The sequence below is a fragment of the Rhodopirellula halodulae genome (assembly GCF_020966775.1).
Taxonomy (GTDB): Bacteria; Planctomycetota; Planctomycetia; order Pirellulales; family Pirellulaceae; genus Rhodopirellula; species Rhodopirellula halodulae.
In genome coordinates this window covers 1,380,872-1,395,714 of the sequence record NZ_JAJKFV010000029.1, presented here as the reverse complement: position 1 = coordinate 1,395,714, position 14,843 = coordinate 1,380,872, and the positions used below count along the sequence as shown (strand labels likewise).

Annotated in this window: 10 protein-coding genes; 5 read left to right on the top strand and 5 right to left on the bottom strand. The window is 57.0% G+C overall.

What is annotated here, in order from left to right; translation table 11 throughout:
* Nucleotides 1-177: 177 nt before the first annotated feature.
* On the bottom strand, nt 178-1,287 hold the full coding sequence (locus LOC70_RS18025) for a redoxin domain-containing protein (RefSeq protein ID WP_230255377.1): 1,110 nt from the start codon (nt 1,285-1,287) through the stop codon (nt 178-180).
* Between the two features lie 31 nt (nt 1,288-1,318).
* Here LOC70_RS18025 and LOC70_RS18020 point away from each other — a divergent pair, with 31 nt between their 5' ends.
* Nucleotides 1,319-1,498: a hypothetical protein gene (locus tag LOC70_RS18020; RefSeq protein ID WP_230255376.1), complete on the top strand. Its 180-nt coding sequence runs from the start codon at nt 1,319-1,321 to the stop codon at nt 1,496-1,498.
* A gap of 13 nt (nt 1,499-1,511) precedes the next feature.
* Here the strand turns inward: LOC70_RS18020 and LOC70_RS18015 are convergent, their stop codons facing one another.
* Nucleotides 1,512-2,327, bottom strand: a complete 816-nt coding sequence (locus LOC70_RS18015; protein ID WP_230255375.1) for a sensor histidine kinase — start codon at nt 2,325-2,327, stop codon at nt 1,512-1,514.
* A gap of 68 nt (nt 2,328-2,395) precedes the next feature.
* On the bottom strand, nt 2,396-2,590 hold the full coding sequence (locus tag LOC70_RS18010; RefSeq protein ID WP_230255374.1) for a hypothetical protein: 195 nt from the start codon (nt 2,588-2,590) through the stop codon (nt 2,396-2,398).
* A 32-nt stretch (nt 2,591-2,622) separates the two neighbouring features.
* On the opposite strand from LOC70_RS18010, the gene LOC70_RS18005 reads away from it, so the two are divergent.
* Entirely contained in the window at nt 2,623-3,897 is a 1,275-nt protein-coding gene (locus LOC70_RS18005; RefSeq protein ID WP_230255373.1) for an LL-diaminopimelate aminotransferase, read from the top strand.
* On the top strand, nt 3,885-5,105 hold the full coding sequence (locus LOC70_RS18000; RefSeq protein ID WP_230255372.1) for a chorismate synthase: 1,221 nt from the start codon (nt 3,885-3,887) through the stop codon (nt 5,103-5,105). Before LOC70_RS18005 ends, LOC70_RS18000 begins: the two co-directional genes overlap by 13 nt.
* A gap of 6 nt (nt 5,106-5,111) precedes the next feature.
* On the opposite strand, the gene LOC70_RS17995 is transcribed toward LOC70_RS18000, so the two are convergent.
* Complete coding sequence (locus LOC70_RS17995; RefSeq protein WP_230255371.1) at nt 5,112-6,800, bottom strand: RNA polymerase sigma factor RpoD/SigA; 1,689 nt, start codon at nt 6,798-6,800, stop codon at nt 5,112-5,114.
* A 497-nt stretch (nt 6,801-7,297) separates the two neighbouring features.
* Between LOC70_RS17995 and LOC70_RS17990 the strand changes: the two genes are divergently transcribed.
* Nucleotides 7,298-10,543: a [protein-PII] uridylyltransferase family protein gene (locus tag LOC70_RS17990; protein ID WP_230255370.1), complete on the top strand. Its 3,246-nt coding sequence runs from the start codon at nt 7,298-7,300 to the stop codon at nt 10,541-10,543.
* 51 nt (nt 10,544-10,594) lie between these two features.
* Here the strand turns inward: LOC70_RS17990 and LOC70_RS17985 are convergent, their stop codons facing one another.
* Nucleotides 10,595-13,420 carry a protein kinase domain-containing protein gene (locus LOC70_RS17985; protein WP_230255369.1) on the bottom strand — a complete coding sequence of 942 codons (2,826 nt, stop codon included), beginning with the start codon at nt 13,418-13,420 and terminating at the stop codon, nt 10,595-10,597.
* 321 nt (nt 13,421-13,741) lie between these two features.
* Between LOC70_RS17985 and hemC the strand changes: the two genes are divergently transcribed.
* Nucleotides 13,742-14,743 (top strand): hydroxymethylbilane synthase, encoded by a 1,002-nt coding sequence (gene hemC, locus LOC70_RS17980; protein WP_255716430.1) that lies wholly within the window; start codon nt 13,742-13,744, stop codon nt 14,741-14,743.
* The last annotated feature ends 100 nt before the right edge of the window (nt 14,744-14,843 follow it).

The following is a 14,843-nucleotide window of genomic DNA, read 5'->3' as shown; positions in this document are numbered from 1 at the left end:
CGTGAAACGGCGTCTCAAACGGGACATCGGAACGCGGCACATCAGATTGATAAGCCCACGCGTTTCGTGCAACCGCCTGTCGTCAACGTTCCGTTCGCCTATCAGCAGGCGGCCCAGACTCAGATTGCTCCCAACGTTTCGGCAGCTTTCAGCTCAGCAATAAAAACTGGATTGAGATCACTCCGCCAGCAATTGCTGAATGGTTTCCCGCATCTGTTGCTCGCCAGGCGTTCCTTGCCAATTCATTTCGCCCTGCCACCAACGGCGGATGAAACCGTCTTTGTCGACCAGGTAAGTCGTTGGCCACATGGTGTTGCCCCAAGAACGCCAGTTACCGGACTTTTCATCAAACAAAACGCGGTACTCGAATCCGTCCTTCTTGGCGGCTTCTGTCACGCGGTCCAAGCTTCGTTCCGCCGGGGTTTCTGGAGTCTGAATTCCGATCACCACCAATCCCTCGTCGGCCAAATCTTGATGCCACCCTTCGTAGTGCGGGAAGTTGCGTTGGCAATTGATGCACTGAAAAGCGTAGAAGTACACCGCCACAACTTTGCCCCGCAGGTCTTCCATCCGCACCGGCTCGCCCTGGATCCACTGGGCACCTTCCAAGACAAACTCAGGTGCTCGCGGATAGGTGCGTTTCACCTTGGAAAAGTCAAAGGTCTTCCCCAACATCGAACCGACTTTCACCTGTTGGTCGCGTGACAGTTGGCTCACCAAACTTTGACGCTCACGCGACTGAATTGCAGCCACGTCCTTCGCTGCATCGCTGGCTTCAATTTCTTTGCTGGCGACTTGCTTCTGCAACTTCGCGACTTCCTCATCGGTTTTTGCGAAGGTTTCTTTCAGTCGCGTCACTTGAGTTTCGCTGAGGCCGAGCGTTTCGGCAGCGTCGGGCAAAACTACGAATCGAGTTCCCGCGGCCTGCTTTTCCAGTTGATTCAACCGCTTCATTTGATCCGCGTTGAGAATGCCAGACAAACGCTGTTTCAGCAGCGACGTCAGTTCGCGAATTTCGTTTTGCTGTCGAGGCTGCGGGGCGATCCGATTGACCCACCAACGGGGATCGACCTCGGCCAATGCCTCGTAGACTTGATCGACCTGTTCCGTCGACAGCTGCAGCTCTGCATGAACCGAATCATCACGAATCATTTGCAAGACGTATGGCTGAGCCGGCGTTTCCGTGTCCTCCGCCGCATTGACGGTTGAGACGTCGCCTGGAAGGCCCACGGTAGTTCCAAAGGCCAACACCCAAAACGTCATCATCCAAAGTGAACGAGCCGACATCACAGAGTCTCACGATGAGGAAATGAAAAGAATGTTTCGCGTCGATCGGTCCTTCAGCGTGGACCGATCCGCCGAGTGGCCCGCTTGGTCGACTTCATTGGGGTTGGCTGCTCCTCCGTTCCGCAGCTTGCCGCCCGTCCCCCAACGGCAATGGTTGTTTGCACCCAACGACCGCCGCTTATTGCACCTGAAAATTGAAGCGGCTCTCTAAGACTGAAATTAGCTCAGCCCAGGCGGGCAGGCACCGGGAACTGGAGGCTGAATTTCGTACCGCGTCCGATTTCGCTTTGGACCGTGATGCGTGCACCGTGCGCTTCAATGATTTTCCGAGCGGTCGGAAGCCCTAAACCCGATCCGCCGTCCTTGGTGCTGTAAAACGGTTCGAACATGTGCAGGACGGTGTTGTCGTCGACGCCGGTTCCGGTGTCGATCAAATCCAAATTCACACCGCCTCGGGTGCTATAGGTTCTGGCCCAAAGTTGGCCGCCGTCGGGCATGGCCTCCAACGCGTTTTTCACCAAATTCATCAGCGCGGATTGCAGCGAATCGCTGTGCAGCCGAATGGAGGGCAGGTCAGGATCCAGATATCGCTGCAGCTCGACGTCCTGTGAATCCGCTTGTGCCTGATAGGCGTTGAGCACCTGCTGCACCTGATCATTCAGGCTTCCAGGCACCAAATCGATGTGCCGCAATCGAGCAAATCTCAGAAAGTCCCGCAGCAACCCTTCCATGCGTTCGCACTGATTGCGAACCATATCGACTCGGTTCTGACATCGACGGCTCGACGGTGACTCGATCTCCATCAAATCTTCGCTGAGCAGATCGATGTTCATGTGAATGATCGACAGCGGATTCTTGATTTCGTGAGCCAGGGAACCGGCCAGTTCCGCCAATTCTTCGTACTGGCCCCGGACCTCCCTCATTTCCGCTTCGTGCCGAGCCTCCTCTCGTGAGCGATTCGCGCGGCCGCCCCCCAAGTCCGCACCGGAATCCGGGGACGGGAAGGCTTGTTCACGGCTGGAGAATGAATGCTCAGACATCGTGGAGTGCGTGTCGGAAGGGATCGGAGCCGGTGGTCAACGAATTCGGCTGGCGGCTGGTCGAAGCCTCAACCGCCGACGAATTCAATCAACGAATCATTCGGCGGTTTGGATTGAGCGACTTCGCTGCCGATTGTATCGCTCCTTCGGCACGTTGCCGATTGTGCCACCAGAATATTCATCCCGGTCACGACTCCGATGCCGCGACGCCCCACGACCTCGACGAAAAGGATCGTCGCAGCTAAAACATTTGGCTCGCTCATTTCATTCCCCGAACGATCTCGATGGGTCGCACATGTCATCCGCTGCCGCCGCTTCCGAAACCGCTCAGACCTCCGACCCGTACATTCAATCGCTATTTGCCGAGCGAATTGGCGGGGCGAACTACGGCAAGAGCACCGAGATCTACAAGTTCGAAAAGATCAAACGCGCCAAACGCAAAGCCCTCTCCGATCACCCCGATCGTCAATTGTTGGACTTCGGCATTGGCGAGAACGATTCGATGGCCCCCGCGTCGGTTCGTGAGGTCATGGGAACCGAAATCAACCAAGTCGAAAATCGCGGCTACGCGGACAACGGCGTGGCGGAATACAAAGAAGCAGCCGCTCGATTCATGCAGCGTCAATTCGGTGTCACGCTGGATCCCGAAACGCAGATCAACCACTGCATCGGCAGCAAACCAGCCTACGCAATGCTGCCCGCCTGCTTCATCAATCCAGGCGACGTCACGATGATGACCGTGCCGGGTTATCCCGTCGCGGGAACTCACACGCGTTACTACGGCGGCGAAGTCTATCGCTTGCCCTTGTTGGCCGAGAACAACTTCTTGCCCGATTTGGATGCGATCCCAGACGACATTTATCGTCGCACCAAATTGATGATCTTGAACTATCCCAATTCGCCGACCGGCGGAACGGCTCCCAAGGAGTTCTTCGAAAAGGTCGTCGCCTTGGCGAAGGAAAAAGAGTTTGTCGTTGTCAACGACGCCGCTCACATCATGCTGACCTTCGATGGCAAACCCTTCAGCTTCCTGGAAGTTCCCGGTGCCATGGACGTCGGCGTCGAAGTTCACTCGATGAGCAAAGGCTACGACATGATCGGATGGCGAATGGGCTTCGTCGCCGGTCATCCTCTGGTAGTCAAAGCGTTCTCGGATGTCAAAGACAACAGTGACAGCGGCCAGTTCATCGCGACCCAAAAAGCTGCCGCCGCGGCATTGGACGACGACAGCATTCCAGAAGCCATTCGCACGAAGTATCGTCGCCGCATGGAGAAGCTGGTAAAAGTGCTTCGCGAATGCGGCTTCGAAGCCGAGATGCCCGGCGGCACGTACTTCCTGTACACCAAGTCGCCGTCAGGAACCGCTGGTGGCGAAACTTTCGCTGCCGCCGAAGACGCAACTCGTTACCTGATCGAAGAACTCGGGATCGTCACCGTGCCTTGGGACGACGCTGGTTCGTTCCTCCGTTTCAGCGTGACCTACATTGCGGAAGACGAAGCGGCGGAAGACGCATTGATGGCCGAAACCGCCGCGCGGCTGAGCGGAGCCGGTTTGCAATGGAAATCCTAGGCGGACCTCACTTCGCAGTCGCGGGTGCGGGTGAAAGCCACGGTCCAGCGGTCACAACCATCATTCATGGTTGCCCGCCGGGATATCGCATCCGTCGATCCGAGGTTCAGCAGTACCTCGATCGTCGACGCCCGGGCGGCAACAAACACGGCACTCCTCGCAACGAGAAGGACAAGGTCGTGTTCCTGTCCGGTCTTTATCGTGACGATACGGAAACCCTGCTGACGGGATCCACCTTGTCCGTGGACGTCGACGGCCAATCGTTCGCAACCGAGGGCTACGAGGACGGCTTCACCACCGGTGAACCCGTCGCCGCGATCGTCCTGTCGACCAGCAAGAAGTCGGGCGACTACACACAGTTCAGTGGCCCGACCGGTGAAGTCCGTCCCGGGCACACGGACTTGGTGAAATTCCATCAGTCCAAGGGCTACGTTGATGTTCGTGGCGGAGGACGCTCGAGCTATCGCTCCACCATCACCGATGTGATTGGGGGCAGTGTCGCACGATCGATCCTGCATGAGTGCTTTGGGACGCGATTCGTCTCGTCGATTTGCCAAGTGGGTTCGCTCAAAGCCAAGCAAAAACTGAGCGATACGCTGAGCCAGGACAACATCGATTCGATCGAGACCCAACTTGCCAGTGCCGAGATCGCTTCCATCGATTCGGACTTTGCCAACGAAGCCGCCGAGTTGATCAAGGAAACTCGTAAACGAGGCGACTCGCTCGGCGCCGCGGTCGAAGTGGTTGCCGTCGGAGTCCCACCGTTATTGGGTCAACCGCTGTACCAAAGTTTGAAGGTGCGTCTAATGGGCGCCCTCGGCGGACTCAATGCAGTGCAGTCCTGCGAGATTGGCTCCGGAACCGATGTCATTCCACGGACCGGCAGCGAAAACAACGATCCAATCCGTCACGATGGCTATCAATCCAACACGCACGGCGGCTTGATCGGTGGAATCACCACGGGCAGTCCGCTCGTTGCTCGCGTTGGATTCAAGCCCACCTCGACAATCAATTTGCCTCAGCAATCGGTCAATAAGCAACTCGATGACATCGAGTTCGAATTGGCCAAGGGCCGACACGATCCCTGCGTTGGCGTCCGCGCGGGAGTCACGCTGGAATCACGCATGGCGATTGAATTGCTCAACGCCGTGCTGGCCTATCAAGCCACCGCCCATTGCGGTGACTCGATTGAACTATTCAAGAACTGATCCGAGTCAGATCGCTTCGCTGCCTTCAAACAGCGAAACTTCGGCACCGTCCAGAAAGCTCACCAGCGACTTCGCTCGGTAAGGTTGCTGAAGCTTTCGAACGGCTTTGCTTTCGATCTGACGAACACGTTCGCGAGTCACCTGGAAGATGCGACCGACTTCTTCCAACGTGTAGGTGTAGCCATCGGCCAGACCGTATCGCAGACGCAAAATCTCTCGTTCACGATAGTTCAGCGTTTCCATCGCCAAATCGATTTGATGCTTGAGAGCTTCGCGGTTGGTTTCCACCAATGGATCATCGTCGCGGTGATCTTGCAGGAACTCGCCAAACGCACTGTCGTCGTGATCGCCCACCGGCTGATCCAACGACAACGGCTGACGGCTCATCTTCAGGATCACTCGCGTGTCGTCCAGCGACAACCCGCTGCGTTTGGAAACTTCTTCTGCGGTGGGTTCGCGTCCGTGTTCTTGCACCAAATCGCGAGTGATCTGACGAATCTTGTTCATCGTGTCGATCATGTGAACCGGCACGCGAATCGTTCGGCTTTGATCCGCGATCGCTCGGGTGATCGCTTGACGAATCCACCATGTTGCGTAGGTGCTGAACTTGTAACCTCGAGCATGCTCGAATTTGTCGACAGCACGCATCAAACCGGTATTGCCTTCTTGGATCAAATCCAAGAATGACAAACCACGATTGCGGTACTTTTTGGCAATCGAAACAACCAAACGCAAGTTACCAGCGGACAGAACACGTTTCGCCGCGTCGTAGTCATCGCGGAACGTATCGCAACGTTCCACTCGCCGAGCCAGCGTGCGAGGTGTTTCGTAGGTCAGACGCATCAAGCTGCGGAGTTCTGATCGCAGCTCGTCGACCGTTGGCATGCCTGGCATGGTCACGCGTTGTTCGTCGGCCAAGATCGCTTTGATCTCCTGCATGCGTTCGCAACTGCGACGCAGCTTTTCGAAAATTGGTTGCAGCTTGTTGGTGCGGAGGTTCATCTCCTCGACCAAACGAACCGCTTTGTTGCGACGGATGACCAGATTTCGCCACGCCGCACGACGACGACGCATCGGCATCGACGAATTGATGGCGACCATGTAATCGCTACGGTTTTGACGCAGCAGATAATCCAGTGTGCGTGTGTTTGGAACGATCCGTTTCATGATCGCCTTTTTCTCAGCCGCATTGGTCACGCTGACTTCGATCGTGCGGTCCAAACGCAATTGCTTGTCGCGGACTTGTTGCAGCAATTTCAACGCGGACTGCAGCATGAAGTCGGTGGCCATCATGCAGTGCCGGTATCGATCGCGTGTCGCTTCGATCTGCTTCGCCGCTGCGACTTCTTGGTCTCGCGAGAGCAGTGGGATTTGCCCCATCTGCATCAGATACATCCGCACCGGATCTTCGGTCGGATCGGTGGGGAATTCGTCTCGGCGTGCAATCGCGTCGTCATCCCCCGTCGCACCGACCTCGATCTCCTCGGAGATAGAATCCGAGAATTCTTGTCCCATGGTGCGTGATCGGCGACTGACCGAATCTTCCGCATCAAAGGCGTCGTCCTGCAAGCTACGGCGGCTGAGCTTCTTTCCCATCAAGGTCTCCTCGACACCCGAAACAACATCAACACGATTGGGTGAAAGAGACCAAGCACCGTCGGTGCCAGTCGCCTGTTGAGGCAACGCATAAATCATAGCAAACCGTTGTCGCAGAAGAGTTTAGGCGGACAGACCGCCCGCGGGGAGGATGAGCTTGCGACGTGACATGTGGGTTGCAGACAACACCGATGTTGCGTTTGCGCAACACTCGATGAAAAACCGCCACATGCCTCAACACCGTGGTCATTGGATGCACGACGTTCCCCCGCCTCGCATATCCAAACCTAGGTTACATCTGAGCGTGGGCACTGAAGATTCAGAAATCCATGTCATCATTTTGCTCCGAGATTCGGTCCACAAACGGACATTCGCGGGGAACTCAATCCACCCGCCCTGTCCAACCTTGCAAACGCCACTTTGTCTCGGTGACTCGGAGTGCCCCACCGTCCGCTACAACGATCCCCACCCACCGTTTAAACTCGCCAATCGCGTCAAAACGAAGCGTTCAATCGCGCAGGCGGTCCATTGATTGAGACGCAACTCGTTGCCGCGAAGTTCCGTGGAGGTATCTCGAATGCGAATGGATGGATTGGATGAGTGATTGGGCTGACTACGCGCCGCTGAGCCCGGAACATGTCACCGATCCGGAACGCGTCGCTCGATCGCTGGCCGCGATTGTGGAATGCGGCATTTCGGACGACCTGCTGCAAACGCTCTGGTCCACCCTGGCGGAACACTTGCATCTGACGGACACGCCCGACGAATCCATCGATCGGCTGAGCCAATTCATTCGCGTTTCGCGGAGCCCGATGGCGTTGCTCGCCCTGTTCGAGCGAGATCCGATGATGTTGCCCGCGTTGCTGCAGGTTCTGAGCACCAGTCCCGCCATCGCCAAGTTGTTGATCAACGATCCGGAAAGCTTCGACCTCATCCGGGCCAGCGACGGTTCTCCCGCTCAGCGATCCGTTTTAGTCGATGAATTGACCGGCGAAATGGCCTCCATCCAATCGCCACGCCGGGCGTCCTTTGCGATCCGCCGATTTGCCAGTCGCGAAATTTTGCGAATTGCCTACGGCGAATTTGTCCGAGGACTCAGTCCTGACAAAGTCCAATCGCAGATCAGTTTTGTCACCGATGCGATCCTGGAAGCCGCCCTTGGATTCGCGATCGGGCATGTCAGCGGTAAGCGACCGATCCCCCAGCGAATCGATGGTAGCCAGCCCACCTTTTCGATCATCGCTCTGGGCAACTACGGCGGCCAAGAAATTGGATACGAATCGCAACTGGACTTGCTACTTCTTTGCGACCAAATCGATCGCAAGAACGCCAGCCACGTTGAGTTTCATCGCCAAGTCGCGGTGAACTTGGTCGAGATCCTGCAATCTCACGGCAGCCAAGTCATCCCATTCACGCTGCGTTTCGATCATCAACCCACCCGTCACGAAGTGTCGTTTTCTGACACCCAACGACTGGGCGTTCAATCGACTCGCAAGCAATCAGCACTGGGTCGTCGGACCGCCATCGAACCTTCGCGAGATCTCGATTTCTTTGGCATCAGCGAAGCGGCCACCCACTACGAACGAAACGGTCGAACTTGGCAGCGTTTGGCGTTTGTCAAAGCTCGTCATGCCGCCGGCGACGAGTCTCTCTCCAAGACGTTTCTGCAACGAATTGAACCTTGGGTCTATCATCATTTGCTGACTCGCAGCGAAATCGCCGACATCCGAGTGCTGCGTCGCAAACTCGAAAAGCGTGCTCATGCCACCGCTGCCTCCGACAGCACGCCCATCGCGGATGTCCCCGGTGGACGACGGGACATTGAATTCACCATTCAGTTCTTGCAACTGCTACACGGCAGCGATCTGCCCGACGTCCGCGTGACTGGCACGCTGCCCGCCATCAACGAACTTTCACGACATGGTTGTTTGACCTCCCAAGAAGCGTCGATTCTGTCGAACAACCACGCGAAACTTTGTCGACTCGAGCACCTGTTGGCGGTTCTCTTTGACCATCGCATCTCGCACTTGCCTGACGATCCAGACGTTCGCGCTCGCTTGGCATGGCGATTGGGCGTCCGAACCGAAAACCAAGACGCCGTGGGCAACCAATCGACGGGCGATGCAGCCAAATTCGAAAAGATGCTGCAAGAAACCTTCGACGTGAACCGCAAGATCATCAATCACTTGATGGTCGATGAAGAACCGCCCAGCGAATTCCCAGCGTCGGACAGCGATGGCGAAGAGGCGAGCGAATCACCAGACGAACTACAGCAAGATTTCGCCCTGATCACCGAGCTGATCTTGGATCCAGATCCCGACATGGATGTGTTCCAAGAAACGATCGCGCGCTACCAGTTCACGAATGTGCCTCAAGCGATCTCCAACGTGATCGCGCTCAGTCAAGAAACGGTTTCGTTTTTGTCGCCACGCCGCTGTCGGCATTTCTTTGCCGCGGTAGCTCCACGCGTTCTGCAAGAAATCTCGGCATCGCCCGACCCTGATTCCACTTTGGCCAGATTGGTGGCGGTCACGGATTCCATTGGTGCCAAAGCAACGCTGTGGGAACTTTTGCGCACCAACGACGCCACGTTGAGCCTGACGATTTCAATGTGCTCACTGGCACCCTACCTGACCAACATCCTGATCGATCACCCAGGCATGATTGATGAGCTGATTGATTCGTTGGTCATGGACCGATTGCCAACCAAAGAACGTCTGGACGCGCAGACGTTGCATCTTTGCGACGGCGTCGAAGAGATTGTGGAGGTCCTGCGTCACGTGAAGGCCAGCGCTCATCTCATGATCGGCGTTCGCGATTTGCTTGGCAAGGAATCGATCGACTCCATCAGTCTTTCATTGACCGACACGGCGGAAGCCTCCTTGAGGCGGGTCATGGAACGTGAACAAGAGTTGCTCGCTCAGCGTTATGGCGATCCGATGGATGCCGAAGGAAACCCGGCCGAATTGGTTGCGGTGGCGCTGGGACGATTCGCTGGCGGTGAATTGAATTATCACAGCGACTTGGACCTGACGTTTGTCTACACCTCTGAGGGCGATACAAAGCGACGTGTTGGTGGGCCACGGTCAACGTTGTCGAACCGACAATTCTTCAACCAACTTGCACAAAACATCCTTCGCCGGATGGACCAAACGCCAGAAGGACGGCTGTACGAAATGGACCTGCCGTTCGCGGGCGGTGCGGATGAATCGGTCCTCGCCATGTCGTGCGATCAATTCCTAAAACCGTTCCGCCAACGCACGGCTCCTCTTTGGCAATTGGTCACGCTCTGCAAATCACGTCCGATTTCCGGTTCGCGTGAAGCCCGCGAAATGGTTGGCAAGGCGTTGCAGCGGGCAATCCAAAGTGTCAGTTGGCGTGAGAGCATGTTCGCGTCCCTCCGAGACTGGCGTGACAACAACGAATCCACGGCGGGCCCCAGCAACCTGAAACGAGGAGCGGGTGGTTTGTTGGATGTGGAATTAGTGGCCGCATCCGGAATCATGCAACATGCCAAAGACGCAGAGTTCCAGCCGCACTCCAACACGATTCAGTGTTTGGAGGAGCTTCGCAAATTCGAGGAATCCCCATCCGAGACAATCCAAACGTTGATCGACAACTATCGTTTTCTTCGCGTCATCGAAGACAAACTGCGGTTGCTCAACACGGTTGCTCGCCACGAACTTCCGCACGAACTGGACGATGCCGATGCGACGCTGGAATTGGAACAACTCGCTCGGTTGACTCAGCACGAATCGCCCGCGGCTTTGATCGATCATTGTGACAAGGTTCGCAAACAGAACCGCGAATTGCTAAATCGGCTGGTTCCAATTGGTTCATGAACCACCGGCGATTCTCATCACGATGATCAGCAACGTTTGTTGTGGCGGAGGCTACAAGGTCGCCTCGATCCATTCTCGCCAATCCTGCCACTGCGCTTCCTCCATCGCGTTCACCGGCAGCGGCGGCAGCATCACGGTGCGTCCCAAATCCGGGCGTTCCAGGTGAACGGATAGCAATCCGTTGATATCCAATTCGAAACCCAGGCGTCGCATTGGATTCACTTCATCCGGCGAGACCTCAATGATGTGCCGGCCCAGCGTTTGCCAGTTCTCACCGTTCTTGCCGGACGATTCAACCAACGACAACGTCATCCGATTGTCGCGCGCGGTTCCGTTGAGTTGACGGTTGGTTCGGGCTGGCGTTGGAGTTCCTCGCGGAATGATAGGAAGAATTCGCCGTTTGCCATCTCGGTCGGCGACCACAAATCCGATTGAGTGCCCCGCCACACTTTTCGCGGGCGGCTCGCTGCACAGTTGCCCGGGCAATTCCGATGCGACGCATGCGGCGGCGCCATGAGCCGCGTCGACTTGATCGAAAAACGCCACGCCCGCATTGGGAGCGGTACCGATCAGAACGCGATCACGAATGACGGGCAAACGCAACAACGGCCCCATGGCCAAACAATGACGCAGATCGGTTGGCAGGATGCCGGCTCGTTGACATGCCAATCGAATGTTTTCTTCGATGGACTCGATCAAGTCCTCACAGTTGCCTAACCATTCGTCGCGACTGATCGTCACGGAATCAACATGGTTTTCGTGTGCAATATCGACCTTCGTCTCGGGCATCAGCAGCAACTGATTCATCGCTCGCTCACCGGCCATCTGAATTCGCGTCAGATGAATCAGTTCCTTTCGATTGGCCGGCACCCCCTGAATTCGCGGCGGAGTCGTCGGCAACCGATTAGAAATCATCTCCACCAATCGACGAGCCCACGCCATCGTGCTGTGACACCAATGCCCGGCCGTGGAAATTTGACGGATCTGGCCCCCGTACACTTGCAGGATCGAAACATCCAACGACTGCCCTGTCAAACCCACGTACAAAATTGGTGCCGAGGACTGAGGGTCGATCGGCGACAACGGCACCTCCGCGTGGCTGGTACGCGGTGGCTCGGTCATGGCGAAACGTGTCACGGCAATGCTGCGTTCAATCAAGCGAACCGCGGGCAAGCCGGCCAATTGAGCCGATTGATAGATCGCTCGGCGGTGCAATTGGTCGTAGCTGGACGGCACCGTGATCGCGACGGCATCAGGCCAACGTTCGTGACGCCGCCAACTGGTCCCCAGCTGCATTGCAGCAGACGAATCGCCGTCCGCGGAATCGGGTGTGTCCATTTGAGTCAGCGTGTTGCCGAGCAATCGACGCATGCACAAACCCATGGTCACCTCAGGTGGACACAACCGTCCACCAATCCGTCGCATCATGTCTTCGCGACCGAAGTACATCATTTGACAGTGTGCGACCCGCTGCGGATGTCGCTCTCGCCGTTCATAGGCGGCATCGCCAAACAACACGACCGATTGACCTGTTTCTCGATCCGTCTTTTCGGCAGCGGCGATCCGACACAACGCCCGTGGTCCAGACTCAGAGATGCCAGGCCACCCCGACACCATGGTTCCGTCGGACTGGGTGATGGCGGTCGCGGCGTGAGTCATCCCCAGCTCGATCCCCACAACGCTGAGAAGACCGCGACGCGTGCTTTCGCCGCCGACCGTCGTGTGGTCCTCACCCGTTTCTCGACGCGCGAAGTCCAGCACCCAAGCGGGCGTGGAACGATCGTTGTCGTAGGGTGCCATCGCCCGAGCGACTTCGTCCATCGACCCGTATCGTTCGGCCGGATCTTTGGCGAGCATTCGACGAACGATGTCGGCCAATTTCAAATCGACGTCGTTTCGAAGCGTCATCAAATCGGGTACTTCACCATGACGGTGCCCGTAAACCTGTTCCACCAAATCCCCCGTGAACGGCGGATGCCCCAGCAACAGGTAGAACAAAGTCGCTCCCAACGAGTATTGATCACTTCGCGAATCTGCGGAATTCGCGTCCTCCAATTGCTCGGGTGAAATGAACGACAGTGTCCCCAGGAGCGGTCGGTTCTTGGCTTCGGTCGAGTGGGAATTGCTGTGCGAGCCTTGTCCGTCACGCAGTTCGACTTCTCGAGGTGCGATCTCTTTCGGGGACGGGTACCAATCCGCCGAGAAACGGGCCAACCCCAGATCCAACAGTTTGATCGTCCCATCGTTGGCTCGCATCAAATTCCCCGGCTTCACGTCCCGGTGAACGATGCCCGCCGCGTGAGCATGGTGCAACGCAAAGGCTGCCTGACGAATCGCCGACGCGGCGTCACCAATGGACATGGGGCCTTGTTCATTGACCCACTGTGAAAGCGTTCGGCCCTCGACGTATTCCATCGCCAAGAAGTGAATCCCGTCCGCTTCACCAGCGTCAAATGCGGTCACGATGTTGGGATGCATCAATCGCGACGCCGCACGGACTTCCTCGTAAAACCGATTCACGGATTCCGCGCGGTCCAACCATCGTGTGGGCAGGATTTTGAGTGCCACCACGCGTCCCATCGATCGGTGCTCGGCCAAAAAGACCTCGCCCATTCCTCCGCGGCCGATGGGTCGTCCGACTTTGTAACCGCCGACAATCTCGGGGATGGACGGTTGCTCGCCGTCAAAATCAAACTCGACCTCAGCATGAGAATGGTCGCGGGTCAGATCGCCACGAACTTCCGACAGCGAAGGATCCAACACTTCTGCCCACGAACTATCGCCATCCCCGCTCCGGTCCAAAGACCCGTCGGAGAGACCTCGTGGTGGATTGGCGGGTTGGCCAATCGCTTTCGATTCGTCAGAAGAATTGGACAAGAGCGGACGAAGGAAAAGGAATGCGATCCATCCGCCCCTCGCAAGACGAGCCAGGGTCGGATGCATCGATGGGGACAAGAGAACAACGGCCCAAGCCGCCGATCGGACACATCGACACCGTGATTTCTAGCCGAGACCGCTCCCAAGCCCCGCCCCACTTGGTTCCGGAATCGCCATTTCCCGCCTAAAATCGACAACCCTAGCGTAACGAGACAGCGGGAGAATTTCCGCCAAGATTTTCGCATTTTCGGCCGGTCCGTCCACCCTTCCTCTGAATCATCCGCACCCGTGGCATCCTCCTCATCACACGAATCACCCCGCCTGCGAATCGCGACGCGGGAGAGTCCGCTGGCCATGTGGCAAGCAGAGCATGTCGCCGAAAGCCTGAAAAAGCTCGGGATTTCAACCGATATTGTGCCGCTGGTCAGCAAAGGCGACACGGACATGCGTCCGATCGACGCCACCCGTCAGGTGGGATTATTCACCAAAAGAATTCAGCAGGCCCTCGTCGACGGTGAGGCGGACGTTGCGGTGCACTCGCTAAAAGACCTGCCAACAGAACCGGACGATCGTTTCTTGTTGGCCGCGGTTCCACCTCGCGAATCCGTCTTGGATGGGCTGGTTTTTCCAGACGATCGTTCGCTGCCCGAAAACACAGATTCCGAAATCATTGAATCGCCGCTGCCGCTGCTCCCGCAAGGAGCTCGCATCGGGACCGGCAGCACGCGACGGCTCGCACAACTGATGTATCTTCGTCCTGACCTGCAAATTTCTCCGATCCGCGGCAACGTCCAAACACGATTGGCAAAGCTGAACGCCGGTGAGTTTGACGCGATTGTTCTCGCCCACGCAGGAATCCTCCGTTTGGAGATGACCAAATTACCGTTCCGATTGTTCCCGCTCACTGAGATGCTACCCGCTCCCGGACAGGGAGCCCTTGGAATTGAGGTCCGCAGCGAGGACGCGGTGGCTCGCGATGCAATTTCGCGGCTCAACCATGCTCCCGCTCGAGCCGCCACCACCGCCGAGCGAACTGTGTTGTCAGAACTGCACGGAGGTTGCTTGGCCCCCATCGCGTGTCATGCCACAGTGCAGTCGACTGGCACTGCTGAACGCACCGCATCTCTGCGATTGGAAGCGGTGGTCATGTCGGCCGACGGTTCGCGGCGCATCCACGAAGTCGCCACTTCGGACATCGAACTGATCGATTCCGATCTAGAAACGGCGGCGGCAAGACAACTGGGCGTGGATGTGGCTCGAAGCATGCGACAGCAAGGAGCCGATGAACTGATCCGAACTGTTCGCGACAATCATTCGAATTAGCCAAACAGCCAACAAGCCGCTGCGTCCCTGGTACGTTGACCAAACCGTGCACCGGGGCTCAACACGACCAGAAACCATCCTGAACACTCCCGTCTCGACA